Source organism: Chromatiales bacterium 21-64-14 (genome assembly GCA_002255365.1).
Lineage (GTDB): Bacteria > Pseudomonadota > Gammaproteobacteria > 21-64-14 > 21-64-14 > 21-64-14.
In genome coordinates, this window is record NCBI01000012.1 from 14,609 (window position 1) to 41,471 (window position 26,863).

21 protein-coding genes and 1 pseudogene are annotated in these 26,863 nt (G+C 67.4%); 11 read left to right on the top strand and 11 right to left on the bottom strand.

Annotation, left to right across the window (positions count from 1 at the left end; translation table 11 throughout):
• The first annotated feature begins 53 nt into the window (after positions 1 to 53).
• The 8 genes and pseudogenes from B7Z66_07685 to B7Z66_07720 all read left to right on the top strand — a co-directional run bounded on the left by B7Z66_07685 (position 54) and on the right by B7Z66_07720 (position 10,948).
• The gene (locus B7Z66_07685; protein OYV76658.1) at positions 54 to 1,436 is read left to right on the top strand and encodes a hypothetical protein; all 1,383 of its coding nucleotides are present in this window, start codon (positions 54 to 56) and stop codon (positions 1,434 to 1,436) included.
• Positions 1,433 to 2,437 carry a hypothetical protein gene (locus B7Z66_07690; GenBank protein ID OYV76659.1) on the top strand — a complete coding sequence of 335 codons (1,005 nt, stop codon included), beginning with the start codon at positions 1,433 to 1,435 and terminating at the stop codon, positions 2,435 to 2,437. The genes B7Z66_07685 and B7Z66_07690 overlap by 4 nt, the downstream gene beginning before the upstream one ends.
• 9 nt (positions 2,438 to 2,446) lie before the next feature.
• The gene (locus tag B7Z66_07695; protein ID OYV76660.1) at positions 2,447 to 5,491 is read left to right on the top strand and encodes an acriflavine resistance protein B; all 3,045 of its coding nucleotides are present in this window, start codon (positions 2,447 to 2,449) and stop codon (positions 5,489 to 5,491) included.
• 679 nt (positions 5,492 to 6,170) lie between these two features.
• Positions 6,171 to 6,493 (top strand): annotated as a pseudogene (locus tag B7Z66_07700) (hypothetical protein).
• A 15-nt stretch (positions 6,494 to 6,508) separates the two neighbouring features.
• Positions 6,509 to 7,054, top strand: coding sequence for a hypothetical protein (locus B7Z66_07705; protein OYV76661.1), 546 nt, complete (start codon positions 6,509 to 6,511; stop codon positions 7,052 to 7,054).
• Positions 7,055 to 7,126: 72 nt separating this feature from the next.
• Positions 7,127 to 8,263 carry a L,D-transpeptidase gene (locus B7Z66_07710; GenBank protein OYV76698.1) on the top strand — a complete coding sequence of 379 codons (1,137 nt, stop codon included), beginning with the start codon at positions 7,127 to 7,129 and terminating at the stop codon, positions 8,261 to 8,263.
• Between the two features lie 198 nt (positions 8,264 to 8,461).
• Entirely contained in the window at positions 8,462 to 10,303 is a 1,842-nt protein-coding gene (locus tag B7Z66_07715; GenBank protein ID OYV76662.1) for a DNA helicase RecQ, read from the top strand.
• A gap of 189 nt (positions 10,304 to 10,492) precedes the next feature.
• Positions 10,493 to 10,948, top strand: a complete 456-nt coding sequence (locus B7Z66_07720; GenBank protein ID OYV76663.1) for a DUF188 domain-containing protein — start codon at positions 10,493 to 10,495, stop codon at positions 10,946 to 10,948.
• Between the two features lie 171 nt (positions 10,949 to 11,119).
• Here the strand turns inward: B7Z66_07720 and B7Z66_07725 are convergent, their stop codons facing one another.
• Genes B7Z66_07725 through B7Z66_07735 form a run of 3 tightly spaced genes read right to left on the bottom strand, consistent with a single transcriptional unit; the run spans position 11,120 to position 12,928 of the window.
• Positions 11,120 to 11,890 carry a hypothetical protein gene (locus tag B7Z66_07725; GenBank protein ID OYV76664.1) on the bottom strand — a complete coding sequence of 257 codons (771 nt, stop codon included), beginning with the start codon at positions 11,888 to 11,890 and terminating at the stop codon, positions 11,120 to 11,122.
• Complete coding sequence (locus B7Z66_07730; protein OYV76665.1) at positions 11,887 to 12,288, bottom strand: biopolymer transporter ExbD; 402 nt, start codon at positions 12,286 to 12,288, stop codon at positions 11,887 to 11,889. Before B7Z66_07730 ends, B7Z66_07725 begins: the two co-directional genes overlap by 4 nt.
• Positions 12,275 to 12,928, bottom strand: coding sequence for a flagellar motor protein MotA (locus B7Z66_07735; protein ID OYV76666.1), 654 nt, complete (start codon positions 12,926 to 12,928; stop codon positions 12,275 to 12,277). The genes B7Z66_07730 and B7Z66_07735 overlap by 14 nt, the downstream gene beginning before the upstream one ends.
• A 478-nt stretch (positions 12,929 to 13,406) precedes the next feature.
• Between B7Z66_07735 and B7Z66_07740 the strand changes: the two genes are divergently transcribed.
• Positions 13,407 to 14,666: an ATP-dependent RNA helicase RhlE gene (locus tag B7Z66_07740; protein OYV76667.1), complete on the top strand. Its 1,260-nt coding sequence runs from the start codon at positions 13,407 to 13,409 to the stop codon at positions 14,664 to 14,666.
• A 513-nt stretch (positions 14,667 to 15,179) separates the two neighbouring features.
• Here B7Z66_07740 and B7Z66_07745 read toward each other — a convergent pair.
• The gene (locus tag B7Z66_07745; GenBank protein OYV76668.1) at positions 15,180 to 15,383 is read right to left on the bottom strand and encodes a cold-shock protein; all 204 of its coding nucleotides are present in this window, start codon (positions 15,381 to 15,383) and stop codon (positions 15,180 to 15,182) included.
• Positions 15,384 to 15,415: 32 nt separating this feature from the next.
• Between B7Z66_07745 and B7Z66_07750 the strand changes: the two genes are divergently transcribed.
• Positions 15,416 to 15,616: a hypothetical protein gene (locus tag B7Z66_07750; GenBank protein ID OYV76669.1), complete on the top strand. Its 201-nt coding sequence runs from the start codon at positions 15,416 to 15,418 to the stop codon at positions 15,614 to 15,616.
• Positions 15,617 to 15,878: 262 nt separating this feature from the next.
• Here the strand turns inward: B7Z66_07750 and B7Z66_07755 are convergent, their stop codons facing one another.
• Positions 15,879 to 16,772, bottom strand: coding sequence for a hypothetical protein (locus B7Z66_07755; protein ID OYV76670.1), 894 nt, complete (start codon positions 16,770 to 16,772; stop codon positions 15,879 to 15,881).
• 458 nt (positions 16,773 to 17,230) lie between these two features.
• Here B7Z66_07755 and B7Z66_07760 point away from each other — a divergent pair, with 458 nt between their 5' ends.
• A complete protein-coding gene (locus B7Z66_07760; protein OYV76671.1) occupies positions 17,231 to 18,457 on the top strand; it encodes a hypothetical protein in 1,227 nt (408 codons plus the stop codon).
• A 74-nt stretch (positions 18,458 to 18,531) separates the two neighbouring features.
• On the opposite strand, the gene B7Z66_07765 is transcribed toward B7Z66_07760, so the two are convergent.
• The 6 genes from B7Z66_07765 to B7Z66_07790 all read right to left on the bottom strand — a co-directional run bounded on the left by B7Z66_07765 (position 18,532) and on the right by B7Z66_07790 (position 26,790).
• Positions 18,532 to 19,425, bottom strand: coding sequence for a fructokinase (locus B7Z66_07765; protein OYV76672.1), 894 nt, complete (start codon positions 19,423 to 19,425; stop codon positions 18,532 to 18,534).
• Positions 19,426 to 19,559: 134 nt separating this feature from the next.
• The gene (locus B7Z66_07770) at positions 19,560 to 20,561 is read right to left on the bottom strand and encodes an oxidoreductase (GenBank protein ID OYV76673.1); all 1,002 of its coding nucleotides are present in this window, start codon (positions 20,559 to 20,561) and stop codon (positions 19,560 to 19,562) included.
• Positions 20,562 to 20,746: 185 nt separating this feature from the next.
• Positions 20,747 to 23,794 (bottom strand): transporter, encoded by a 3,048-nt coding sequence (locus tag B7Z66_07775; GenBank protein ID OYV76674.1) that lies wholly within the window; start codon positions 23,792 to 23,794, stop codon positions 20,747 to 20,749.
• A complete protein-coding gene (locus tag B7Z66_07780) occupies positions 23,794 to 24,840 on the bottom strand; it encodes a hypothetical protein (protein OYV76675.1) in 1,047 nt (348 codons plus the stop codon). The genes B7Z66_07775 and B7Z66_07780 overlap by 1 nt, the downstream gene beginning before the upstream one ends.
• 1 nt (position 24,841) lies before the next feature.
• Positions 24,842 to 26,269, bottom strand: a complete 1,428-nt coding sequence (locus tag B7Z66_07785) for a hypothetical protein (GenBank protein OYV76676.1) — start codon at positions 26,267 to 26,269, stop codon at positions 24,842 to 24,844.
• The gene (locus B7Z66_07790; protein OYV76677.1) at positions 26,266 to 26,790 is read right to left on the bottom strand and encodes a hypothetical protein; all 525 of its coding nucleotides are present in this window, start codon (positions 26,788 to 26,790) and stop codon (positions 26,266 to 26,268) included. Before B7Z66_07790 ends, B7Z66_07785 begins: the two co-directional genes overlap by 4 nt.
• Positions 26,791 to 26,863 lie beyond the last annotated feature (73 nt).

The following is a 26,863-nucleotide window of genomic DNA, read 5'->3' on the forward strand; positions in this document are numbered from 1 at the left end:
CCTTGACCGTCGCGTCCTACCTTGGGGCTCTGTGCTACCCGCCGGGTAGCGTGGTGGCGGCGTATGACGAGGGCCGGTCCGCAACGCGCGGGTCCGGCGGCCGCGGACCGCGTTGCCGCGACCGGCGCAACGCGCCGTGGCATGCCCGGCACCGCTGGTGGCTCCCGTCCCTGATGGTGCTCTGCCTGGGGGTCGCGCCGATCGCCCGGGCCGCCACGCCCCTGACCCTCCCGCACGCAGTGCGCACCGCGCTGGCCCACCAACCCAGCTTGCAGGCCGACGCGCGCTTGACCAAGGCGGGCGAGTTCCGGATGCGGGCCCACCGCGGGGTGTTGTTTCCGCAGCTGGGCGTGCAGGCCGGCGATCTATACAGCAGCAACCATAACGGCACGACCGACTTCGTGGCGGCGAATGGGCCCCGGGAACTCACCTCATTGCTGGTCCTGCACCAGATTCTTTACGATCCGGCCGCCACGGCGGCCGTGGATGCCGCGCGCGCGCGCGCGGCCTTCGCCCGCTACCGTGCCCTGCGCAACCGCCTGACGGTGGCCCTCGCGGTGGCCCAGACCTATTACGATCTGCAGGCGGCGCAGGCCGCCGCGCGGGTGTGGGACGCCGCGGCGCGCACCAACCGCAAGGTGGTCGCGGTCACCCGGCAGGCCTTGTCCGCCGGCAACCGCGCACGCATTGATCTGTTGCGGGCCGAGGCGGCCCTCAGCCAAGCCGAGGGGGCACAGTCCCAGGCGCGCGCGCGTGCCGCCGGCGCCCGCCAGCTCCTGAGCCTGATGACCGGCCTGGCCCCGTTACCACCGGTGCCCGCCGCGACCCCGGTTGCTGAGACGTTCACCCTGCCGCCACCGGGAGAGGTGGAGACCGCCGCGTTGCGGGATCAGCCAGTCTTGCACATGGCGCGCAGCCAGGAGCGTCAGCAGTCGGCGTTGGTGCGCCAGGCGCGTGGCGCGCGGTTGCCACAGATCGGGGTACAGGCGGCCTACGGCTGGGACACGCTGGGGAGCCTCCGGCAGCGCACGCTGGGTTGGAGCGCGGGGCTGGAGTTGACCGCACCCTTGTTTGCCGGCGGGACCCTGCGCGACCGGGAGGATGCCGCGCGCCTGGAACGGCAGGCAGCACATCTGCGGTACCAACAGACCCGCCTGGAGGTGCGCGAGGCGGTCTCGACGGCCTGGAACGATGCGCAGGGTGCCCTGGCCGCCTACCGGTCCGCGGTGGCGGTGAGCCGTACCAAGCAGGAGATCTGGCGTGACAGCGAGGCGGGCTACCGGGCCGGCCGAATGGGGAGCCTGGCGTTGTTTCTGGCCCAGCAGGACTGGTTGGATAGCCGGATCCAGGCCTTGGGGGCGGCGGCGCAGCTGCGGTTCGCGTTGGTGCGCCTGAACTTGGTGGCGGGCCGTTTGCCCGCAAGGGAGGAACCGTGAGGGTTCTGGTCATCCTGGCAATGTGTCTGGCCGCCGCCCCGGCGTGGGCCGGCGATGGGGACTGGGTGCCGGTCCAGCAGCGTACCCTGACGACCCAGTATCGGGCCTACGCACAGATCCAACCGATCGGCAGCCTCACCGTCCACGCATTGCTGGACGGTACCCTGAGCGGCTTTCACCTGGTGCCCGGCACCGCGGTGCGCAATGGTCAGTTGCTGGCGCGACTCACCGGTCCCGGCTTCGCAGCGGCACGCTCCGCAGTGGCGGGTGTCCATTCGGAACTCGTCCTCGCGCAGAAGCGGCTCGCCTCCGTGCGGCGCACCTACCCGGCGTTGAGCAGCCGCAACGAACTGGCGGCGGCGCAGGTCAAGGTGAACGAAGCGCGCCAGCAGCTGCAGGCGGCGCGCGCCCGCCTTGTTTACCTGGAGTCGGGGGCGGTGATTCGGGCACCCGGGGCGGGGCGGGTGATAGAGACCTTCGTGGTGGATGGGGAACAGGTGGCGCGTGGCGCACCCCTCCTGCGTCTACAGGCGCAAGGCGGCTTGTGGATCAAGGGGGTCTTCTACGGCGCCGATGCCGCGGCGCTCACTCCGGGGATGCACGGCACGTTCACGCCTGCGGACGGAGGCACGTCGTTCCTGGTGACGGTGCGCAGCGTGCTCGACCCGGTGCGTCCGGACGGGGGGCGCGCCGTGGGTTGCGAACCGGACCGGAAGTCGGCCGGCTGGGTCAACGGGCAGGCGGGAACGCTGGTATTGGATGGTGCGCCGCAGCGCTGGCTGCTGGTGCCCACCGGCGCCCTGATCATGCGCGCCGGCACTTGGTGGGTGCTGGCGCACGACGCCCAGGGCGAGCGCCGCGTGCAGGTCACGCCGGGGCCCGAATCCGGCGCGTGGACCGCGGTACGCGGTGACCTGCGCGTCGGCGCGCCGGTAGCGGTGAACGGCGCCTACGGGCGTTTTCATCGCGACTTCAGCCACCACTTCCAGAACCCGGATTGACCCGGCATCATGGCGCTACCCGACAGCGTGCGAGGAATTCTGCAGCGCCCGGTCCTCTGGGTGCTGGTCTACGGTGCGCTGCTGGTGTACGGCGTCTACGCATTCCTGCACATCCCGGTGGAGGTGCTGCCCAACTTCCACTATCCCGTGATCAGCGTCATCACCCACTACCCCGGGGCCACCGCTGAGGAGCTGGAGAACACCATCGCGCGGCCCCTGGAGAGCGAACTCCTGGCGCTGCCGAATCTGGTGATGCTGCGCACCGTGATGGGGGAGGGCACGGTGCAGACAGACGTGCGGTTCCGCAACGGCACCAGCGCCGAGCAGGACTTGCAGGCGGTCTACAGCGCGGTGGATCGTGCCCGCTCGCGCTTGCCGACCGGCGCGCGTCCCTACGCGGAGATCATGGGTGCGGCCATCGATGAGGTGGCGGACTACGCGGTGCAGATCCCGGCGGGGGTCGCGCCCATGCGCGTGCAGCGCGCGATCAAGACCCGCATCGTGCCAGCCTTGCGCGCGTTGCCCGGCGTGCGCCTGGTGGAGGTCTTTGGCAGCGGCGACGAGGCCCTGTGGGTGCAGCCGGATCCGCTGGCGATGCGCCATTACGGGGTGGGTTTCGCGGCCCTGACCCATGCCCTGAATCAGCAGGTGCTGCTGGGTCCGGCGGGCTATTTGTCCATCGGGCACCAGACCGTGTTGCTGGAGGCGCGCCATTTGCCCGAGCGCGCCAGCGAATTGCGCATGGTCCCGGTGCCGGGGCCGGCGGGCCCGATTCCCCTTGGGGCGCTGGCGCGGGTGGTGAGTGCGCCGGTGCCGATCCGCTACGCGGTGGATCTGGATGGCCGGCCCACCATCGCGATGATTGTGTTCAAACAGCCCGGCGCCTCCACCGTGCCGGTGACCCACGCGGTGGCCCAGACCCTGCAGCGCCTGCAGACCCAGCTTCCCGGCGGGGCGAGCTGGACGCGCGTCTACAGCCAGGGGCATCTGGTGGGCCTGATCTACCACGATCTGGTGCGCAACCTGCTCATCGGCGGACTGCTCGCAGTGGGGGTGCTGTTCTTCCTGCTCGGCACGCATCGCGGGGTGTGGGTGCTCGCGCTGAGCATTCCCATGGCCCTGCTGATGGGGATCGCCGGCCTGTATGCCGCGGGCCAGAGTCTCAACCTGCTGACCCTGGGGGCCTTGACCGTGGGGGTAGGCCTGCTGGCCGACGACGGCATCATCGTATTGGAGAGCATCTATCACCGCTGGGAGCAGGGCGACGGGGGGCTTGCCGGCGTCGCGCGCGGGTTGCGGGACATCGCGGGGCCGGACGTGACCGGGACCCTCACCACGGTCTCCGTGTTTCTGCCGTTACTGTTCGTAGGGGGGCTGGCGGGAATCTTCTTTGTCCCCTTCGCTTTGGCCATGGGATTGTCGCTGTTGGCGTCGCTGCTCATCTCCTTGACCTTGATCCCGTTGCTGCTGAGCCTGGTGGGTTCGCAGCCGCACCAGCGGGCGGCGGGCGCGGCGTGGGTGGAATGGCTGGCGGATCGGAATCAACGGTTATTGAACTGGACCCTGCGCCATCCGCGCGGCAGCTTGGCGGGCGCGGTGGCATTGTTTCTAGCCAGTCTGGTGGCCCTGACGGTGGTGCCGATCCACTTTCTCCCGCTGCCCAACGAAGGCGTGCTGCTGGAGAGCTTCACCCTGCCGCCCGGTTCGTCCTTGGCCCAGACCCAGGCCGCGGTGAACCAGATGACCCGGCAACTGCGCGCCGATCCGGATGTGGAACACGTCTTCGCGCGCATCGGTTCGGCGGGGTCGACCAGCTACACCGAGCACAACTTCGCCGGTGAGATCCAGGTGGTGCTCAAGCCCAAGGTGGCGGTGCAGAGCCTCGACGCGCTGGCCGCGCGCCTGTTGCGCGAGTCGCGTGTCCCGGCGGTGCAGCGCAGCGTCGACACCCCCACCATCGAACGAGTGGGGGAGAGCCTGTCGGGCTTGCCGCAACCGTTCGTGATCCGCTTGTTCGGGAGCCACATCCCGGAACTGCGCCGCCTGTCCAAGGAAGTGGTGCAACGCCTGCGTGGCGTCCCGGCGTTGGCGGACCTGTTCAACAACGACGCCTATCCCGTCACCCAACTCCAGATCCGCCCGCGGACCGCGGCCTTGGCCTTGTACGGTGTGACCCCGGCGGCGCTCTACGCGCAACTGCGCCCGGCGCTCGGCGGCGAGGTGGTGGCGCGCATACCCCAGGGCAACTACCACCTTGACCTCTACGAGCGGCTGGCGGATGCACCGCACCTGGGGCTGCAGGGCCTCGCGGCCTTGTTGATCCACACCGACAAGGGCTGGACGCCATTGGGACAGTTGGCGCAGCTCACGCTGGTGGCTGGACCCAACCAGATCCGCCACGTGAACGGCGCACGCGCGCTGGATATTCTGGGCACGCCCACCGGGTCTTTGGGAAGTGCCGTCACGGAGGCGCGCGCGGCCCTCAAGTCCCTGCATCTGCCCGCCGGGTATCGGGTGGCGTTCGGTGGGCTGTTCCCGCGCCTGGAGAAGGCCGCGGCCGGCCTCGGCATCGCGGCGCTGGGGGCCTTCGCGCTGATGGTGGGCATCCTGATATTGCAGTTCGACGGGCTGCGCCTGCCGGGAATCCTGCTCCTGCAGATGCCGTTGGCGTTTACCGGCGCCGCGCTCACCCTGGCGGTCAGTGGCCGCGGATTGAACGCCATCGGCCTGGTGGGCATCCTGACCCTGGTGGGGATCAGTCTCAACCACGGGATCGTGCTGCTGCACCGCGCGCGGCGCAACGAGATGGATGGCATGGACGTCGAGGCAGCCATCCGCGAGGCGGTGCGGGTGCGGTTCCGGCCGATTCTGCTGACCACCCTCACCGCGATACTGGGAATGCTGCCCACCGCCCTGGGTTGGGGTCTGGGCGCCGCGCCGGAGCAGGGCTTGGCGCTGGTGATCCTGGGCGGTGTGGTGTGGAGTTCGCTGCTGAGCACCAACCTGATCCCGGCCCTGTACCTGCACTGGCATCGCCCGCCTGCCCACGCCTGAGGGCTGGGTAAGCCGTGGCGCCGGCCCTAAGCCTACCCCCGGATCGTCGTGACCCTGCGTGGTCGGAGCCCCGTTGGACGGGGCGCGGCTCAGGTTCTGCCCCGTATGGGCGAGGTCGCCACTTCCGGTGGACCATGCGGGTACCCGGTAGGCGGTCCGAACGATCGGGTACCAGCGGCGCCGGACCGGCCGCCACGGTCCAATTCCGATTAGGCGAAGCCCTTTTTCTCTAGCCCGCCACGGGTCCGGCGGCGTCCCGCCGTGTTGTCTTCGGGTCCCTACCTAGGGCAATATGTAGTGTGGATGGCTACATACATAGCCATAGGACGTGGTGTCGTTTTGTCACGGTCGTCCTCAGCCTGGCGTCCTCGGTGAACTTCCCGCCCGGCACCGCGATCCAACCACCATGACAGTGATGGGTTTGCCGGCCGTTGGCCGCTATTGGAGTCAGAGTAGGCAGAGCCGGTCCAGGCGCCGTAGTGATCCGGCCGCCCCGCGGCGCGGCGACTGACTGGGAAGTGCCGACCGTAATCGGCGAAGGAGCATGAAATGAAGGCTAGCTGGCTGGCGTTGGCGGCGTTGGTGATCCTGTTGGGCACCGGGCCGGTGCGGGCGGCGACCCTGGTGGACGGGACCGTGCGTATCGAGCAGCATATGGCGGGGGGGCCGGCCATGGTTTATGGCGGCTTCGGGTTGCGCCGGGTGGATCGGGATGAGTGGCGTGGTGACGGCGGCGGTTGGCGCGGTGGCTGGCGCGGTGACGGCGGTGACTGGGGTGACGACTGGGGTGACGACTGGGGCCCGGTATGGGCTCCCCCACCGGTCTATTATTATCCGCCGCGGACCCGCATCATCGTGACGCCGCCCCCGCCGACCCGGTATGTTGCGCCGGAGCGGCAGTATTTCTGGTATTACTGCGAGGGCCCGAAGGGCTATTACCCCTATGTGAAGACGTGTCCGGGGGGTTGGATGAAGGTGGTGCCGCGGGCGCCGCGGAACTGACGAGAGGAAATCCGTATGAATCACAGACTGACGGCGTGGGTGCTGGTAGCGGCGGTGGGGTCGCTCGGCGGCTGCGCGACGATCCCCACGGGTCCCAGTGTCATGGTGCTTCCCGGCCATGGCAAGTCCTTCGATCAGTTCCAGGAGGACAACGCCGTGTGCCGCCAGTATGCTCGCGCCCAGCTCAACGGCGTCACCGCCGGCCAGGCGTCCAAGATGAATACGCTGGAGAGCGCCGGAGCGGGTGCCCTGCTGGGCGGCGCCCTGGGCGCCGCCATGGGGGAGGGCCGGGGCGCGGCGATCGGCGCCGCGAGCGGCGCGGCACTGGGTACGGTGGTGGGTTCCTCCAACGGATCCCAGGACGCCGGTGGCATACAGCAGCGCTACAACTTTGCCTATGAGCAGTGCATGTACGCGAAGGGAAATCAGATTCCGGTGCGTGGAGGCTTCCGGGGCGCGCCGCGCCGCAGTCCCCATTATCCGCCGCCTCCGCCACCCGGCGCGCGCGATTACCCACCACCGCCCCCCGGTGCGGCTCCTCCGGGTGAGGGTGGCGATTAGCGGTCCGCAGCGGCCGGGCCCGTGGGGGTCCGGCCCGCCGGCGACGGGAATCCCGAGGTGTTGTCCATGGATCTGAAAACGCGGGGTGTGGTCCCTGCGGCGCTGCGAGCGTGTGCCTTGGCCGGGATCGGGATCGCACTGACCCTCGGGGGGGCGGCGACCCGCTGCCGCGCGGCGTCCTTTCCCTATCCCAGCGGCGCGGCCAACGTGGTGGGGCACATCAGGGTGGTCACGGCACGCGCCGATACGACGCTTTTGGATATCGCGCGCCACTACGACGTGGGTTACAACGAGATCGTAGGGGCTAATCCCGATGTGAACCCCTGGTTGCCCGGGGCCGGCACCCGGGTGGTGGTACCCACGGAATATGTACTGCCGCCCAAGCCCTGGGTGGGGATCATCGTCAACCTGCCCGCACGCCGGCTGTTCTATTTTCCGCCGGTTACGAAGCGCAACCCCGTGGCGCGCGTGTATACCTTTCCCGTGGGTATCTTCCAGCACGGCTGGCCGGACCCGCTCGGCCGTACCCGGATCGTAGCCAAACAGCGGATGCCACGCTGGGTGGTGCCCGAAGACATCCGCCTGCAGCACGCCCGGCAAGGTGATCCGCTGCCCAAGGTGGTGCCCCCCGGGCCCGAGAACCCGATGGGGGAGCTGGCGTTGCAGACCGGGTTCCCGGAGATCTACATCCATGGGACCAGCCGGCCCTGGGGGGTGGGGATGCGGCCGAGCCACGGCTGCTTCCACCTGTTTCCGGAGGATGCCGTGACCCTGTTTCGCGCGGTGCGCGTGGGTACGCCGGTGCGTATCATCGACGCGCCCGACCTGGTGGGCCAGCGCAGCGGAATCACCTTGTACCTGGAGACCTTTCCGCCTCTGCACAGCTACCAGCATGGGGGGTCGGATCTGCAGCGCACCATCGATGCCATCACGGCCTATATGGTGCACACCGGTCAGCATTGGTCCGTGGACTGGTCCCGGGTGCGGCGTTTGGCCGGGCGCGTGGATTCATTGCCGACGCCGGTTTCTGTGGGATCACCCACGCTGCATCGGATTCTGGCCGCGGTGCCGGCGCAACCTTACGGTTTCCTGCCCTATGGCGTGGATGCCAACAGCGCCGCGCCACCGCCGGATGTTACCGCCAGCGCCGGTTCCTCCCTACGGGCCGATCTGCCACCGCAGGCACGAACGCCGGCCACGCCACACTAGCTCGTGTTTGTCGCCGGTTTCCGGCCGCGATTGCCGCCGTCCGCGTCGGCTGCGGGGACCCTCTGCGCGCGGTCCCGCGGCGCCGCAATGCCTGGACGACGGACACCCGTGGGCAATCCGGGTCTAGTCCTGGCAAACGTCCCCGCAAGCCCGGTAGCATGGTCCCGTCCATAGTCCCCCACAGCCGGGAGCCGGTCCTTGCCGTCCATCCAGCCTGATGAAACCCCGGAGCATCGGGCCCGCGACATCCTGCGCCGTGTGTTCGGCTATGACGGGTTCCGGCTCCACCAGAGGGAGATTATCGACCACGTCATCGGCGGTGGTGACGCGCTGGTGCTGATGCCCACCGGTGGGGGAAAGTCCCTTTGCTATCAGATTCCGGCCCTGGCCCGTTCCGGCACCGCGATCGTCGTCTCACCCCTGATCGCCCTGATGCAGGATCAGGTCACGGCATTGCGCCAGTCCGGTGTGCGCGCCGCGTTCCTGAATTCCTCGCTGAGCCAGGATGAGGCGCGTGCGGTGGAGGCCGCGTTGCTGGGGGGACGGTTGGATTTGCTCTACGTGGCGCCGGAACGCCTGCTGATGGACCGGACCCTCGACCTGCTGGAACGGGTGCCAATCGCGCTGTTCGCCATCGACGAGGCGCACTGCGTCTCCCAATGGGGCCACGACTTCCGCCCCGAATATATCCAGCTGTCGGTGCTGCACGAGCGTTTTCCCGGTGTGCCAAGGATCGCGCTTACCGCGACCGCCGATGTCCCTACGCGGCGCGAGATCGTTGAGCGACTGGGATTGCAGGGTGCGCGGTCGTTCGTGAGCGGTTTCGACCGTCCCAACATCCGCTATCGCATCATGGAGAACCCCGGCAACGCCAGGGAGGCCCTGCTGCGCTTCATCCGCACCGAACATGACGGGGAGGCCGGTATCGTCTACTGCTTGTCCCGCAAGCGGGTGGAGGAAATCGCCGCTTGGCTGGCCGGCAACGGGCTGCTGGCGCTGCCCTATCACGCCGGAATGGGCTCCGAGGCGCGGCAGCGCCATCAGCAGCGCTTCGTGCGGGAGGACGGGGTGATCATCGTGGCCACTATCGCCTTTGGAATGGGCATCGACAAACCGGACGTGCGTTTCGTTGCCCATCTCAACCTGCCCAGGAGCCTGGAGTCCTACTATCAGGAGACTGGGCGCGCCGGGCGCGACGGTCTCCCGGCGGATGCCTGGATGGTGTATGGCCTGCAGGACGTCATCACGCTGCGGCGCATGCAGGAGGGTTCCGATGCCGCTGAGGCCCACAAGCGGGTCGAACGCCACAAGTTGGAGGCGATGCTGGGGTTCTGCGAGCTGACCAGTTGCCGTCGCCAGGCCCTGCTACGCTATTTCGATGACCCTCTGGAACGGCCCTGCGGCAACTGCGATACCTGTTTGGAGCCGCCACAGACTTGGGACGCCACTACTGCTGCCCAGAAAGCCCTGTCCTGCGTGCACCGCACCGGTCAACGCTTCGGAGTGAACCATCTCATCGACGTGTTGCTGGGCGCACGCAATGAACGTGTGCAGCGTTGGGGACACGATCGGCTCAGTACCTACGGCATCGGGACCGAACTGGACCAGATCGGCTGGCGCAACCTGTTTCGTCAGTTGATCGCCCGCGGATTGCTGGCGGTGGATCTGGAGGGGCACGGTGGTCTGGCGCTGACTGAGGCCAGCCGCCCGGTGCTGCGCGGGGAACAGCGGCTCATGTTGCGCGAAGTGGCGAAGGCCGCCAAGGCCGCGCGCCGCGACCGCGTGGCCGCCGTTTTTGCCACCGCGGCACAGCAGACCCTCTGGGCGGCGCTGCGCCGCCGCCGTCAGGAACTGGCGGAGGTCCAGGGGGTGCCCGCCTATGTGATCTTCCATGACGCAACGCTCCGCGAGATGGTGGAACAGCACCCGGACACCCTGGCGGGGATGGCGCGGCTGCCGGGGATCGGAGAGCGTAAGCTCGCGGCCTATGGCGGGGATTTCCTGGCGGTGATCCGTGACCACGTTGGCGGTGCGCCGTGATGGCGTGTGTCATCCCCGTCCGGGGCGCCGGGGGGCATCCGCGCGGGCATCCTGCGGCGCTTGGTGTGCAGTCCAGGCGCCGTGGTGCGGCCGGCTTGTCGGATTCGCCGCACCCGGCCCGGGCGCCCGGCCGGTACGCCCGGCCCATGCGCATGCCTGCGCCATGGGGTGTTCAGAGGGGTCGCGTCCATGCGGGTATGGATTGACGCGGACGCGTGTCCGGCGGTAGTGAAGGAAATTCTGTTCCGCGCCGCGGAGCGGGTGCGCGTCGAGCTGACGCTGGTGGCGAATCAGCCCCTGCGGGTTCCGCCGTCCCGGTACATCAAGGCCATTCAGGTGGCCCCCGGTTTCGACGTAGCGGACAACCAGATCGTCCTTTTGCTCCAGCCCGGGGACCTGGTGGTTACCGCGGATATCCCGCTCGCCTCCGAGGTGGTGAAGAAGGGCGCCTACGCCCTCAACCCCCGGGGTGAGTTCTATTCCGAGGACAACATCCGGCAGCGTCTGGCGATGCGCAACCTGATGGACGAACTGCGCAGCAGCGGCGTGGTCAGCGGCGGGCCGGCGCCGCTCAATCAGCGTGACCGTCAAGCGTTTGCCAACCAGCTCGACCGCTTCCTAACCAAACACCATTCGGGTGACTGAATGGCGGGGATTGCATCCGGGTTTGACGGGGTGCCGGTAGATACCGGTTCGCCCGATCCGGGTACCGCTGGCGGCGGGCCGCGTTTCGGATGGTGCATCGGGATTGCGCAGTGGCTGTTTCTGGATCAGGCGCCAAGCAATTCCGCGGGATGAGCCGCGTTTGCTCATGCCTCAATATTCGGTGTACAGCTTCCGGTAGCCGTAGAAATTCATATAGATCACCAGTTCGATATGGGCGGTCTGACGTTTCAGGTCAGTGGGGAATGGGGCGAATGGGGCGGACATGCGCACGATCCGTTCCGCGTCGTGGTCCAGAGCGTCGTTACTCGATGAATGCAGGAGCTTGAGATTCACCAGGCCTCCCTGACGGTCGATGATCAACCGCACCACCGTGACGCCGGTCAGGGCGCCTGGGTAGTTCAGGTTGCCGATCGCCTGGAGCTTGCGCAGAACGGAGGCGATGTAATAGTGGGCCACCAGCGTGTGCGGGTCATGAATCTGCAGCACCGAGCGGCGACTCGCGGTGGCGTCCGCCACCGCGTCCGCGACCTGGGATCGCAAGGTCGCCCAATTCAGGGGCGGATGGCTGGGTGCCGGTGGGCGCTGGGCGCGTGGCACCGGCATTGTCCCGCGCGGCTGTGCCGGCACCGTCCGCGGCGGGGCGGTGGGCAACGCGGGCTGACGACGCACCGTGGGCCGTGGCGGGACCGGTGCCGGCGCGGCGGGCCGGGCAGGCGCGCCGCCCGGCGCGGCGGGTAGCTCGTAGATACGCGCCTCCACCGGCTTGGTGGGGGCGACCGGCACCATCATCGGGCTCTTGAGCAGCCGCCCCACGCCCAGCAGGCCGAGCAGCACCAGCAGCACCGCCACGGCCAGGACCCAGGCGAGGCGGCGGGCAGGGTCGTCGGGCGCCCCGGGGCCCAGTAGGACCGCCTCACTCATGGGCGCTTGATGGCGATCAGGAACCGGTTCGCGCCTGCCTGGCGGGCCGCCAGCATCGCGCGCACCACCACGCCGTTGCGGGCCGCGCGGTCCGCGGAGACGATCACCGCCGGATCGGTGCCCTTGAGCAAGGGCTTGAGGGTAGTGGCCAGGGTGTCCACGGTGACCGGCGTGTGGTTCACAAAGATGCGGTTTTGTTCCGTGACCGTCAGGGTCACCGGCTCCTCGGTCTGCATGGTCTCGGCCTTGCCCTTGGGCAGATTCACCGGGAGCGAGTGCAGATTCTGCATCGTCAGCGAGGCGAGCATGAAGGTCGCGAGCAGGAAGAACATCACGTCGATCATCGGGATGATCTCGATGCGTCCGCGCCGGAATTCCCGGGACTTACGCCGCTTCATGACGCATCTCTGGATCCTGCGCGCTCAGACGCACCCGGTCCACCAGCCGGGTCCCGATCCGCTCCATCTCGTCCAGCGTCCGGGATTGCAGGCGCGAGAAGAAGTTGAAGCCGAACAGGGCGACCAGGGCGATCAACAGCCCCAGCGCGGTGGCGATCAACGCCTCGGCAACGCCGGAGGTCACCCCGTTGGGGTCTACCAGCCCCTTGCTGCCGATCAGATTGAACGCATGCATCATGCCGGTGATGGTCCCAAGCAGGCCCAGTAGCGGTGCCGCGGTGACGATGGTCTCCAATATCCAGAGCCCACGGTTGATGGCGCGTTCGATCGCCTGCGCCTCGTCGCTGGCACGCGATTCGGTCCACCATACCGGTTGCGATCGGTTCTGCAGGATGACGCGCAGGAACCGCGCGAAATGGTGGTGGGGGTTCAGGATCGTGACTTGGTGTTCCAAGTCGTTCCAGCCGCTGGCCAGGTTTTCCACCAGGCGCAGGAGGACCGCAGGCGGGCGCGTGTAGCGCAGGTATACGTAGGTCTTATCAAGCAGAATGGCCACGGTAATGACGGCCAAGACCAGCAGCGGGTAGATCATGGGCCCGCCGAAACGCAGGGCGTTCCAGGCTTGATAGAAATCTTGCATGGTGTGTGTCCGTTTGGAGTCGGGTTGGTACCACGGTTGGGCTGACGGCGCGGAACGTCGTTGGGTGCTTGACCGGCAGGCGGATCCCCGGCCCGCCGCCTGACGATCGGGACCTGTCCCACTCGTCAGGAATGCGGGACAGCTCTACGCCTATTCTACGCCTATGATATTCGATCCTAGGGTCCCGAGGGCAGACGGGAATGGTTATGATTTGTAAAGGGAGCCGCCCCCAGTGGCCCCGTCCCTACGGATCGGGCTGTCCCGACGCCCCCGCCTGTGGTAGGCTAGCGCCCAAGTTTGTCGCGGCGCGGCCCACCGGCCGTGCCCGGAGTACCCGCAGGGCACGCTCCTTCGCTGCTAGGCCGGTACCGCAAACCGGTCGCGGTATGCCCCCTCATAAGGCCATTCTTCGCTGACCCTGTAGCCGTCCAGGTGTTGGCCTGGGCTGCCTTGCCAGCTGACTAGGAGTATCCATATCATGTCATTTGATTCCCTCGGCCTTTCGGCCGAAATTCTGCGTGCGGTCGCCGCACAGGGTTATACCGTCCCCACCCCCATCCAGGCCCGCGCCATCCCGGCGGTGCTTGCGGGGCGGGATCTCATGGCCAGTGCCCAGACCGGCACCGGCAAGACGGCTGCCTTCACCCTGCCGATACTCCACCGCCTGACGGCCACAACGGGCGGCCGGCGGGGTGTGCGGGCCCTGATCTTGACGCCTACCCGCGAGCTTGCCGCGCAAGTCAGGGAAAACGTCAGCGACTACGGCCGTAGCCTTCCGGTGCGCTGCGCGGCGGTATTCGGCGGCGTCGGGATCCAACCCCAGATCCAGGCCCTGCGCCGCGGGGTGGACGTGCTGGTCGCGACTCCCGGCCGCCTGCTGGATCACCTGACGCGCCGGACCGTGGACCTGGGTATGGTGGAAGTGTTGGTGCTGGATGAGGCGGACCGCATGCTGGACATGGGTTTCCTTCCGGCGATCGAGCGGATCTTCCGCGAGCTGCCGACCCGCCGCCAGACCCTGCTGTTCTCCGCCACCTTCCCCGATGCCATCAAGGCCCTGTCGCGCCGGTTCCTGTCGCAGCCGGAGACCATCGAGGTGGCGCGGCCCAACGCCACCGCGGCCGGGGTTGAGCAGTCGGTGTACTTGGTGGATCAAGCCCGCAAGCGCGCGCTGTTGTCCTATCTGGTGGGATCCCAGAACTGGCGCCAAGTGCTGGTGTTCACCCGGACCAAACACGGTGCCGATCGTCTTGCCAAGCAACTGGAGCAGGATGGAATCGAATCGGCTGCCATCCATGGCAACAAGAGCCAGAACGCCCGCAGCCGGGCGCTTGCCGCCTTCAAGGCACAGGGCGTCCGGGTGCTGGTGGCCACCGATGTGGCGGCCCGTGGGTTGGATATCGATCGCCTGCCGCATGTAGTCAATTTTGAATTGCCGGACACGCCGGAGGATTACGTGCATCGCATCGGGCGCACCGGGCGTGCCGGGGAGCCCGGTACTGCGATCTCGCTGGTCAGCGCGGATGAGACCTCTCAACTTGCAGCCATCCAGCGGCTATTGAAAAGGGACATCCCCGCCCAGGTGATGGCCGGGTACGAGCCCGGGCCCGCGACGGGTGCGTCCCGCGTCCGGGCGCGCGCCCCCGATCACCGGCCTGTGGGCCGCCCCGATGGGCGACGGCCGCAGGCGCGCAAGGGCGGTGGTGCCCGTCGTTCCGCCGCGAATTCCCGTTACTGAGCGCGTAACGGAGTAAGCCAAGCTCCGGCCCGTGTTCCCGCCCCCAAGGGGCGGGATGGTGTGGCGGTAGAGTCTCCAAGCAATTCACGGAGCCGCGGGAATGCAGGCTCGGCCGCCGCCTGTCGGGGCTCTCCTGAGCAATGCGGGATTCCCCGTGCCGTCCAAGCGCCGCCGGGGAATTCCCATGCCGGGACTTCCCGGCGGCGGTGTCACTGCAGAACATCGGTGAGAAATGCCGGATGAAATATCGGCAGGGGCGCCGGGTATGAACGAGCGGGAGACATGCAGCCGGATGATGGACCTGGCGCTGTAGCTTCGGTCGCGCAGGGCCGGTGTACGTGACGGACATTCGAGGACGCCGAAGTATCACACGGCCCCCCGGCGCAGCACAGCCACCCCGGGTCCGGCGGTGACCTCCCAGGGGGCGCAGCGTGCAGCCGACCGTCTGCCGCGGCAGACCGGGGCGGGGTCCCGCGTAGCGCGCGGGACCCCGCCCCGGTTAGAGGGAATGCCTTAGACCGGTGTTACGTTGGCCGCGGCCAGACCCTTCGGGGTCTGTTCGGTCTCGAAGGAGACCTTTTGCCCCTCGGCCAGGGTCTTGAATCCGCTGCCGGTAATCGCCGAATGATGGACAAAGACGTCTTTGCCGCCGTCGTCCGGGGTGATAAAGCCGTAACCCTTACTCTCGTTGAACCACTTCACAGTTCCAGTCAACACGGTAATGACCTCAAATTAAGATAGGACACGGGGTGGCGCGCAGCAGGTTCCTGAAGGATTGCGAATGGGAGTTCAGTGCGAAAGGGCAGAAGGACTTCCGGATCGTTGGACAAGAACCACTGCAACGTATCCGGGATCATACGGCAGGGCATCAACGGGCGCCACTATTTTTTATCGGCGTTTTTATCGGCGTAATCAACGGGGCGACCGGCCAGTCGGATGGGGGTGTGTGAGGTTGGGCGCGCGTTTTGGGGCAACGGCGCCGGGTCCGTAGGTACGTCCTGTCCGGTCGGCCCGCGCGCATTTTCAATACGGCGGTTGTGCCGCTCCACCGCGGGGTCGGAGACCCGCGCGTGCCCTACCCGGGGGAGCGGAAGGGCCCCGGTCACGCGTTGCGGCGCCCGGGCGAGGGCGGTGCGCGAACGTGCCCCGGACGAAGACGGATCCGGCGGGTGCCCAGGCTCCGGGCCGGTGCGCGGATCGTGCAGCAGCCCCCTACGGCCCGGTTCGTGGCGGAGCCGGCCGCTGTCGATCGGCGGGTACCGCGTAGGGGCGGTCCGCGCGGCCGGGGCACGGCATCAGGTGGATCGCGAACAGCCATGGCCAGAACTTCCCCGTCACCAATAGGCGGTCTCCGTTGGGGTCGTATGCGATTCCGTTAGGCTCCGCCACCGGGCGGTGCCATTGGTTGGTGTCCAGCAGCCCCGTCAGGCGGATCCAGCCGGTGACCGTGCCGGTGGCGGGGTCGATGCGGGCGATCCGATCGGTGGGCCACACGTTCGCGTACAGGTTCCCACGGATATATTCCAATTCGTTCAGTCCGGTCACTGGACGGCCGGCGTCCCGTACGATTCGTTTGCCGATGACCTGGAAGGTCTCCGGGTCCAGCAGACGCAGGGTCGCGGATCCGTTGCTCATGATGAGCCGCTTGCCGTCGAAGGTGATTCCCCAGCCTTGGCCGGCGTAGTGGAAGGTCCGCAACTGCGCGAAGGTCTTCGGGTCGTAGACGAAGCCGAGGTGCGATTGATAGGTAAGTTGGATGAGCTGGCCACGAGCGACGGTCAAGCCCTCGCCGAAGACCTGTGCAGGCAAGGAACGCCGCCTGAGTATCCGGCCGGTTCCCAGGTCCACTGCGCGCAGCGTCGAACCGTCGCGTAAGCCGGTGCTCTCATAGAGTACCCCGTGGTCGAATACCAGGCCCTCGGTGAACGCGGTGGAGTCATGGGGAAAGCGTTCCACGACCCGGTATTGGCAGGTGGGCGCGGGGTGCGGCGCGCCGGCCGGCGCAGCCGCAATGCTGGGCGGACCGGACATCCCGGCCAGCAACGCGAGAAACACCGGCAGTCGGATATGGTGAGACACGCGGGCGCGAATCCTGCTCAGCCCCATGACGCCCGGCGGCCTGGGCGGATTCCGGTGCCGGCGGTGTGTGAGGACCCGCGGGCCATCCCGGGCGCGGTTGAATTCCGGCGTGAATTGTAACAAAGCGGCTCCCGGTCGGACAGGACGCAGCGTGCCGCTGTTGCGGCGCGCGCCGCAACAGGGGAATAACAACGCGGCCTGAACGTCGCGCCGGCCTCGATCGGGTCCGTCGCCAGCAGCGCGCCGTTGCGTGTACTATCGACCACAGGTCTTGGCTTGCTACCCGCGCTCGGTCTCTCCAACGGACCGGGCCATGGGGTACGCCCCGCTGTTTTCTAACGCGGGCGGAGGTCCGGACGCCGGTTGCGGGATGCTCCGGACGTTTGGTTCCAGGCCGAGACGCGCTTGCCCGGGGCAGTGCCGCCCGGGTGTATGTCTTATTAAATACAACGGGGGGATTAAACATGAACATGGTATCGAGACGGATGACTTGGTTCGCGCCGGGCTTCCTGGCTGTTGCGCTGCTCGTCACCGCGGGGACCCACGGCGCGTGGGGTCACGAGGATGGCGACAATGACGCCACCGCCAATATCGCCACTGCGCTGGTCAGTGCTCCGGTGGTTTCCAACGGCATCGTCGCCGGTGCGCCCACCGAGATCAATTTGTTCCTGAACGCGCCGGGGATTCCGAATCGCCTTGCCTTTGACGCCACGCACTTTGGCCACCAGATTCCGGCCGGGGGTTGGATGGAGGTAAAACTGGGCGGCTCGTTCCAGCGCAACGGGGTGGACAATGGCCTTCCCTTTGTGCCGATCAACAGCAACGCGTTCTTCATTCTGACCACGGGACACCCGCAGGATCCGATCGTCGCCGCCGCAGGCGCTGGCGTGCAGCACGGTAACTATTTGATCATGGACAGCGGCAACAAGGTGATCAAGATCGTGCCCAACGGCGGCAACGGCGAGAACGGGCTCGAAAACGCGCGTGCGGATCAGATCGGGTTCAAGGTGATCCATGTGCGTCCGGGTGGCAACGGTTCGGGTCCCGCGCCTTTCACCAACGGGCCCGCGGGTAGTACCGGAACCGTCACGGTGCGGATCTATGATTCGAAAGGCGAGCAGGTGGAGTACGGAAAGCGCGCCGTGGAGTTCATGGCGAGCGTCGGCCGTCAGGTCTTCGTGACGAACGACGGGTTGGTGACCGGCAATCAGGGCAGCCCGGCGTCGACGACGGCGGAATTGGTGGAGTCCACCAATTTCCAGCATGTGGCGCCCGGGTCCATGCTGGTACATACGGCCAAGGCGGTGCCGTTCTCCGCCGGGGCTCCCTATGCGCCGCGGTTTCTGCTCTTTGAAGCAGCCGCCCTGCAACCGAATCCGTTCATCCCGCAAAAGGGGATCGCCGGGGTGGGGTATATAGTGGACGCGCACCATCCCTGGCGGGCGCGTCTGGTGCAGGACAGCAATGGGAACGGCAAGGCCGACGCCGGTGATCAGGTCATTGGCCGCATCGTATTCAAGGGCCCGGGCGGATCCAGCCGGGGCCAGATCCTGCCGAGTGACGTCCTGACCACTTCCGGTGACGGCGTGACGGGGGCAAACGGAAGTGTTCTCAGTGTGCCGGTGCAGATGGGATCGCACCGCGGTGTCTATCAGGTGAAGGTCTCCCTGAATCGTGGCGGCAAGGCCGTGAATACCATCATCGTCCAGTAATTCCCGCCTACGGAACCGGGCCAGCGCTGCGTATCACGGCGCTGGCCCTTTTTTCGCACGCCAGCCAGAACCGCTCACCAGAGCCACGCAGCCCCGCGTGCGCCGCTGGAGTCCCCATGCCGGGGTGGCAACAGGCGTGTATTCACCCGATCCGAGAACACGTGGTGCTGCCAGAGGCGCGGCACCGTTTCGTACAGGTATCCCAGGTTGGAGAGGCCGCCGCCCAGCACGATCACATCCGGGTCCAGCAGGTTGATCACGTGCGCCAGGGCCCGGGCCATCCGCCCGGCGTAGCGATCGAGGCTGTGCCGGGCGCCGGGATCGCCCCGTTCCGCGTGGGCGGCGATTTCCGCCGGTGCAAGCCGCACCCCGGTGGTCCGGTGGTGGTCGTCCGTCAAGCCCGGACCGGATAGGAAGGTCTCGATGCACCCGTGCCGTCCGCAGTAACACGCGGGGCCGGGCCGCTCATCGTCATTGGGCCACGGTAGCGGGTTGTGACCCCATTCCCCCGCGATGGCGTTGATCCCGGCCAACAGCCGGCCATGGGCGACGATGCCACCGCCGGTTCCAGTACCCACGATCACACCGAATACCACCGCGCAACCGCCGCCCGCGCCGTCGGTGGCCTCCGAGAGTGCAAAACAGTTGGCGTCGTTCTCCATGCGCACGGGGCGCTGGAGTGTGTCTCCCAGATCCCGCAGCAGCGGTTGACCGTTGAGACATGGGGTATTGGAATTGCGCAGCCGCCCGGTGGCCCGGGACAGGGCGCCTGGGGTCCCGACGCCCACGGACCCTGGTGCATCGAGTTCGCGCTCGGCGTCGTGTACCAGCGCGGCGATGGTGCGCAGGATCCCGGGGTAGTCCCCTTGGGGAGTAGCCACCCGGTGGCGCAGCCGTTCGACGCCCGTGGGGTCCAGGGCGATGATCTCGGTCTTGGTGCCTCCCAGGTCGATGCCGAACCGTATCATCTGGAGTCAGGGCTGAGCTTTCGTGACCGGATGCCGCGGGTGGAACCGGTCCGGCTGGAATCGCCCGGCGCGCGCGGATCGGAGCCGGTGGAGCGTGCGATTTCCTTCCACCACGTCGCCACCGCGGGGCTGTCTCAGGGCGCCTCGGGCGCGATCTTCACCAGGACACGGCCCTTGGATTTCCCCGCCAACAGGTCTTCGAACGCATCCGGCAGCCCGTCGAGCCCCACGGTTGCCCGGACCACTGCCTCCAGGGAGCGCGGGCGCAGGTCGGTGGCGAGCCGCTGCCAGGTCCGCCGGCGCAGGGGCAGCGGGCAGTTGGACGAGGTCACGCCCAACAGGCCGATGCCTCGCAGGATGAACGGCATTACGGTGGTGTGCAGGGCAGTCCCGCCCGCCATGCCGATGCTCACGATGTTGCCCCAGGGACGCACGGTGCGGGTGAGCCACGCCAGCATCTCCCCGCCGACGTTGTCCACGGCGCCGCCCCACTGGGCACCCTCCAGGGGACGGCCACGCATTTCCAGCTCCTGACGGCTTACCACATGGCTGGCGCCCAGGTCCTTGAGATAAGGGGTGGCGTCTGCCTTTCCGGTGACCGCGATCACCTCGTAGCCCAAGCCGGCGAGGATGTCGACGGCGAAACTCCCCACGCCGCCGCTGGCGCCGGTTACCACGAGCGGGCCAAGATTCGGAGTTTGATGGTTGTCCTCCAGCCGCTGCACCGCCAGGGCGGCGGTAAAACCGGCGGTGCCGAGGGCCATGGCCAGGCGCGGATCCAGGCCCGCGGGCACGGGGATCACCCAGTCCGCCGGGACCCGGACGTACTCGGCATAGCCGCCATCGTGGTCCTCGCTCAGGCCGCAGCCGGTGACCAGGACCGCGTCCCCTTCGCGCAGGCGCGGGTCCTGCGACGAGACGATAGTGCCGGCGACGTCGATTCCACCCACGAGGGGAAAGCGGCGCAGGATCTTGCCCTTCCCGGTGCCCGCCAATGCGTCCTTGTAGTTGATGCCGGAATACGCGGCGCGCAGCACCACTTCACCGGGGGAAAGATCGTCCAGGCGCAGCGATTCGACTCCGGCGTGCACGGTGCCGTCCTCATTGTGGATACGGAACGCGCGGAAGGATTCCATGTGGACTCCCTGCCTGACCCGGCACGGTCGCCGGTCTCCTGCCGTGGGCGTCGCGGCACGCGCCAGGGTGTACCCCCTGGGCGTGCCGCGACGTACCGTCGACTACGCTGTGACGGCGCGGGCCGCCAGAGTCAGGCCGCGCCGTCACAGCGTCATTGTACCGGATCGGCGCGCCCGGGGCGCGATCAGTCAGGGGCCAGCCGCGGCCGCGGGAACAGCCGGAACAGGACCGGCATCACCAGCAGCACCAGGGGCATCTGCACCACCAGGCCGGAGATGATCGCGATCGCCAGGGGTTGCTGCATGGCGGAACCCTGGCCAAGGGCCAGGGCGAGGGGGAGCAGGGCCAGAATCGCCGCCAGGGTGGTCATCGCGATGGGCCGGCGCCGGTGGATCCCGGCCAGGACGAGGGCCTCGTTTTCCTCCTGGCCGACGATCTGTTCCTGGTATTCGGAGAAATAGAAGATGGCCACTTCCGTGACGATGCCCACCACCATGGTCATGCCCATCATCGAGGAAATGTTGAGTTCGCTGCCGGTGATCCAAAGCCCGATGAACACGGCCGCGATCGCCAGCAGGGGCATCATCAGAATGGACAGGGCGATTTGGAAGCGTTCGTAGAGGAACAGCAGGAGCAGGAAGATCAGCGCCACCGCCGCGACGAAGACCGCCATGAGGCCGCGGAAGGCGATCTGCTGTTGTTTGTAGAGGCCGCCGAGTTGGTAATAGACGCCCTTGGGGATCGCACCGGCGCTGTTTAGCACCTTCTTGACCGCCCGTATCGTGGAACCCATGTCTCGGCCGCTGATCCGCCCCGTGACTGCCACCATGCGTTTCAGGTTCTCACGGGTGATCTGGGGCTGGCCCACCACGGTGTGGATGGTAGCCACCCGCCGCAGCGGGAACAGGTGGCCGTCGGCGGCCCGCAACCACAGGTTGCCGACCTGCTGCTCGGTGGTGCGCATGTCCTTGGGGACCCACACCCGGATCCCGATCATCTTGATGCCCTTCTGCACGTGGGTGGTGACCACGCCGGTGAGGTAGGCCTCCAATTGTTGCGTTATCGCTTCGGGATCCACTCCCTCCAGTGCGGCCTTGCGCCGGTCCACCCGGATGTCGAGCGCATCTCCGGCGAGCACGATGCCCTTGCTCACGTCCACCACGCCGGGGATCTTAGCGATCGCCCGCGCAATCTTCGGAGCGGTGTCGAGGAGCTTCTCCGCATTGTCGCCGAACAGTTTGATCTCGATGGGCTGCGGCACCGCGGTGAGATCGCCGATCAGGTCCTCCATCAACTGGGCCATTTCGATATGCAGGCCCGGCACCTTGGCGAGCACCTGCTGGCGCACCTGTTCCATGACCACTTCGATGTTCGGCCGCGGTGGCGGCTTGAGCCGCACAAAGAAGTCCCCTTCGTTGGCCTCCGTGACGCCGCCGCCCAGTTGCAAACCGGTGCGCCGGGAATAGGTGTCCACCCAGCGGTTGTGCTGCAGGATCGCACCGACTTGGCGCAGCAGCCGGTCAGTCTCCGTCAACGACGTGCCGGGTGGGGCACGGTAATCCAGCACGAAGCCACCCTCGTCCATATGGGGCAGGAATCCTGAACCCACATGCCCGTAGCACACATAACCCGCCAGCAGGAGCGGCCCGAGCCCGATCAGGACCAGCCAGGGGCGCGCAAAGCTCGCTTCCAGCACCCGGCGGTAGTGCCGGTCGATGGCGTGCTTAAACGCGCCGCCTTCGGGCTGTTCCGCGTCCCGGTCCCGCAGCAGGTGTTCCGCCAGCAGCGGTACCGCGAGCCACGCCACGAGAAACGAGATCAACAGTGCCGACCCCATGGTGAGGGACAAGGCCTTGAAGAACGCGCCGGTGACGCCACTGAGAAACGCCAGCGGTATGAAGATGATGATCGTCGAGGCGGAAGATCCCGCAAGGGGCCGGCTGAACTCCAGCACTGCGCGCTTGAGGCGCTCGTGCAGCGCCCCCTCGGCGCCGCGCCAGCGGCGGATGATGTGTTCCACCATGACGATGGCGTCATCGATGATCAGTCCGACCGCCGCGGCCATGCCACCGAGGGTCATGATATTGAAGCTCATGCCCAGGACATAGAGCAATAGAACGGTGGCGGCCAGCACCGCCGGAACCACGATGATCGCGATCAGCGTGATGCGCGCGTTGCGCAGAAATACGAACAGGACCACTGCCGCCAGTGCCGCGCCGATCAGGATCGCGTCCCGCACGCTGGTGGCCGAGTTGACGATCAGTATGCTTTGATCATACCAATTATGTATGGTGACCCCTACCGGGAGCTTGCTGCGGTAGGCCGCCAGCTTGGCGCGGATGTCGTGCACGATCCGTACCGTGTTGCCCCCCGGCTGCTGGTAGATGTTGACCAGCACGGCGTTGTGTCCATCGGCGGTGACGCGTACCCACTGGGGCACGGTGGAGCGCGATACGGTGGCGATATCCTCAAGCTCCACCAGCCCGTTGCTACCGCTGCGCAACACCGTGTGGCGGATCTGATCGAGACTGGTGAAGCGGGTGTCCGAGAGCACCAGGTAGAGTTTGTAGTGATCCTCGAGGCGGCCCACGGCGCGCAGCACGTTGGATGCAGACAGCGCCTTCACCACGTCATCCATGCTCAGCCCGTAGCCCTGGAGGCGGGCGGGATCGACGCTGACCCGGTACTCCGCGCGCTGACCGCCCTGGATCCCGATGCGCGCCACGCCGCGGATGGTGGAGAGCAACGGCAGCAGCTCATAACGCGCGATGTCGTGGAGCTGGACCAGGTCCAGGCTCTTCGATGTGAGGCTGTAGGCTGCCACCGGGTCCACGGTCGGGTTCATGCGGCGCACGTTGAAGCGCGTTCCGGGAGGCAAATTGGGCAGGATCTGGTTGATCGCCGAGGCCACCTGCTGCTTGGCCATCGGCATATCGTGGCCCCAGTCGAAATTGACGTTGAGTTCCGCGCTGCCCCGGCTGGTGGTGGAGCGCAGACTGCGTACCCCGGGGACCCCGCGCACGGCCAGCTCCACCGGCTGGGTTACCTGGATAACCATCTGCTCGGCGGGCCGATCGCCAGCGTCGATCAGGACCATGATGCGCGGGAAGTTGACGTGCGGGAACAGCGCCACGGGTAGTTTGAATGCGCTGACCGCCCCGCCCACGGCGAGGATCAAGATCAGGAAGAGTATGGAGCGCCGGTGATGCCGGGCCCATTCCGCGAAGCCCATCAGGGCTGCTCCCGGACCGCGGCGCCGTCGCGCAGCTCGTAGTTGCCCAGCACCACCACTGGCGCTCCCGGCCGCAGCGCGCCGTGGATTGCGATCAGGCCACGATCCTCAGTCCCGGTGGTGACGTCCACGCGGTGCGCGATGGCGTTGCGTACCACGAAAACGTAGCTGCCCTTGGCGTCGGTGAGCACCGCGCTGCGCGGCACCGCCAGGTCCTTGGTGCGTGAGATCACAATGGTGCCCTGCATGACCATGTCGAGCATCAGGTCATGGGCATCCTTGGGGTTCACGCGCGCGATGACGTCCACCAGCCGCGTGGCCGGATTGATCATGGCATGGAGGGTCGCGATGGTGGCGTCGATGGTCACGCGGGGGTCGAACACCGGACTGAGGATCACCGGCATCCCCGGCTTGAGTTTCTGCGCGTCTTCCGGCTCCACCCCGAGCGGGACCAGCAGGTGATCCCGCCGTGCCAGGATCAGGGCATTGGCGTCGGCTTGTACCCGCTCGCCCTGGTTGACATTGACCTGAGTAACGATCCCGGTGAACGGCGCGCGGATCACTTCGATTCCCTGGCCGGCGCCGAGCTTGCGCTGCGCCGCCAGGGTCGATTGGGCATCGCGCAGCTGGCGTCGCGCGGCATCTACCTGGGCGCGGGTGGCGAGCTGCTCGGCGAGCAGCCGTTGTAACCGCTGCAGTTCGCTTTGGGCATAGTCCACTGCCGCCTTCGCTTGCTGATAGCCCATGCGTGTGGTGGGCGCGGTATCGAGTTCCAAGAGCGGCGCACCCGCCGCCACTTCCTGGCCTAGGCGGACCCACAGGCGGTTGATCAGGCCGGCGCGCGGCAGGTTGATGCTGATACGGCTATCCGGGTCCGCCTGCACATGTCCGAAGGCGGTGAGGCTTTGGGTGAGTGTCACCTCGCGCGCAGGTTCGGTACGCACCAGGACGCTCGATGGGGCGGCGGTCTCGGTGGTGGCGTGCGCCGTCATGCACAAGGCCAGCAGCCCGGTGGTGAAAAGACTGGAAGTCCAACGCAGGGTCACGTCACTCTCCTGTTGTCGGTTGTGCGGGCGCGGCCCAAGCCGCGCCGAGCAGCGTTTGCAGCGCCACCCGTGTTTCCAACAGGGACTGCTGCAGGTTCAGCGCCTCGAGTTGCTTGTTGAGCAGCGTGTTCTCCAGATTCAGGTAGATCAGGGCTCCCAGGTCCCGGGCCTCATAGGCGCGGCGCGCATGATCCGCCATGGTTTGGATCGTTGGCAGATTGCGGTTCACGGCCACCAGTTGCTCACTGAGCAGCTGGTGGCGTGTCCATAGGAGCTGCACCTGCGCGTAGGCCGCGTCGAGCCGCGCCTGATATTCCTGGCGCAGCTTGGCCCGGGTGGCCCGTTCGATGGCGACCTGACCCCGGTTACCGTTGAGTATCGGCAGTGTGAGGGTGATGCCGAGGCCGGTGCTGTGGATATCACTGTTGTCCCGGGACCGGGTAACGCCCACGTTCAACGCGGGAAACTGGGCCAGCACCGCTTGACGTACGCGCTGTTCCTGGCTTTTGTAGCCGGCTCGCAGGGCGAGCAGATCCGGGCGGCGGCGGGGCAGGTTCGCCAGGGCGGTGCGGATTTGCGCCGCAGTGATCGCTGCCACCGAATCTGTGGCAGTGAGCCGCAGGGGCGCCTCCGGCGCGAGACCCAGGAGCACATTGAGGGTCTGGCGGGTCTCACTGAGCTTGCGCTCCATGTCGTTGACCCGCGTGTTGGCGTCGAGGAGCGCAGTCAGATCGGTACCCACCACGTCCAGGGTCAGGTTGCCCTGGCGCAGGGCCTTGGACGAACGGGCGTAACGCTGGGCGTACAGGGCCTGGAAACGGCGCAACAGCGTGAGTTCCGCCTCCTGCGCCGTGACCTGTATGAACAGGGAGCGGGCCTGCTGGACTACCTGCCATTCGCTCCATAGCAGGCCCAGGTCCACTTGGTGTACCGCGGAACGCGCCGCGGAGACGCCCGCCCAGCGGGTGATCAGGGTCTTCAGGTCATAACTCAGGCCGACGCTCAGCGCGTTGGTGAGCCCCGGGCCCCGGTTGGTGGTGAAGTCCGGATTGATCGAGAGTTGCGGGTCCGGGAGCAGCCGCGCGTCGAACAACTGTGCCCGCGCGACTCCGGCCTGTTGCCGCGCCGCCTTGAGCTGGGGATTGTTCACCGCCGCGAGGATCGCAACATCGGTCATGTCGAGCGGGCGCGCCGGGTTGAACGGGTGGGGGCGCAGCCCCGGCAGCCGCAGGGTGGCCGGATCCACCGTAAGTTGGGGCACGGTGCGGGCGAGGTCCGGACCCTCCGGCAGCGGCTTGGGGTGGTAGACCGCGCATCCCGAGAGCAGCACGCCGGCCAGCAGCAGTGGGGTGAGCCGGCGTCCGGCCGCCAGACGAGGGCGCGGTGGCCGCGATGGCGTCCGGGGCATGGGCGAAGTTGCCGCAGTCATGCCGGATCTCCATCCCGGTCTGCGGCAGTCCGGGGCGGGCGGCGCCAGCGCTCGGTGGCCACGTACAGAACCGGGATCAGGTTGAGGATGAGGAAGGCGCCGGTGCCCAGGGCCGCCGGTACCAGCGCCAGGATACTGGTCAGGTGGGTGCGCAGCAAGGGACGGATCCGCACCTCCACGGCGCGGTGGATGGCGGTCGCCGCGTCCAGGCCCGCGCGCCGCGGCTGTCCCGCGCAACTCAGCGGCACGATACCGTTGTTCACCGTCACGCTGACCAGGGTGACGTGACGCAGCCGATCATTACCGTCAGCCCCGAAGATTGGTAGGCCTGGCGCGGAGACCAAGCGCACGCGGCGTAACGGGTGCAGACCCGCCATGGTGTGTTTGATCGGGCGGGTGACGGGCAACGTCATATCCCGGGAGGTGCCAGCAGGATGATGGGTCACCACGTCGGTCAGCGGATAGTTCGTGTTGAGGAACAGGTCTACCGGGAGCGCCCGGCAACTCGCGGCGCCACCCATCGTGGTGACTACCGGAGGCGGCGCGGCGGGCGTCTCGGGTTCCGTGGCCTGGGCGGGTCCAGGGTCCCTAAGA

What these genes read in the sequence shown, in the direction of transcription:
- B7Z66_07790 (OYV76677.1), bottom strand. Translation starts at nt 26,790, where the DNA reads ATGGGTGGCGCCGCGAGTTGCCGGGCGCTCCCGGTAGACCTGTTCCTC.
- B7Z66_07705 (OYV76661.1), top strand. Translation starts at nt 6,509, where the DNA reads ATGAATCACAGACTGACGGCGTGGGTGCTGGTAGCGGCGGTGGGGTCG.
- B7Z66_07775 (OYV76674.1), bottom strand. Translation starts at nt 23,794, where the DNA reads ATGGGCTTCGCGGAATGGGCCCGGCATCACCGGCGCTCCATACTCTTC.
- B7Z66_07720 (OYV76663.1), top strand. Translation starts at nt 10,493, where the DNA reads ATGCGGGTATGGATTGACGCGGACGCGTGTCCGGCGGTAGTGAAGGAA.
- B7Z66_07755 (OYV76670.1), bottom strand. Translation starts at nt 16,772, where the DNA reads ATGGGGCTGAGCAGGATTCGCGCCCGCGTGTCTCACCATATCCGACTG.
- B7Z66_07730 (OYV76665.1), bottom strand. Translation starts at nt 12,288, where the DNA reads ATGAAGCGGCGTAAGTCCCGGGAATTCCGGCGCGGACGCATCGAGATC.
- B7Z66_07785 (OYV76676.1), bottom strand. Translation starts at nt 26,269, where the DNA reads ATGACTGCGGCAACTTCGCCCATGCCCCGGACGCCATCGCGGCCACCG.
- B7Z66_07735 (OYV76666.1), bottom strand. Translation starts at nt 12,928, where the DNA reads ATGCAAGATTTCTATCAAGCCTGGAACGCCCTGCGTTTCGGCGGGCCC.
- B7Z66_07770 (OYV76673.1), bottom strand. Translation starts at nt 20,561, where the DNA reads ATGGAATCCTTCCGCGCGTTCCGTATCCACAATGAGGACGGCACCGTG.
- B7Z66_07765 (OYV76672.1), bottom strand. Translation starts at nt 19,425, where the DNA reads ATGATACGGTTCGGCATCGACCTGGGAGGCACCAAGACCGAGATCATC.
- B7Z66_07740 (OYV76667.1), top strand. Translation starts at nt 13,407, where the DNA reads ATGTCATTTGATTCCCTCGGCCTTTCGGCCGAAATTCTGCGTGCGGTC.
- B7Z66_07695 (OYV76660.1), top strand. Translation starts at nt 2,447, where the DNA reads ATGGCGCTACCCGACAGCGTGCGAGGAATTCTGCAGCGCCCGGTCCTC.
- B7Z66_07725 (OYV76664.1), bottom strand. Translation starts at nt 11,890, where the DNA reads ATGAGTGAGGCGGTCCTACTGGGCCCCGGGGCGCCCGACGACCCTGCC.
- B7Z66_07760 (OYV76671.1), top strand. Translation starts at nt 17,231, where the DNA reads ATGACTTGGTTCGCGCCGGGCTTCCTGGCTGTTGCGCTGCTCGTCACC.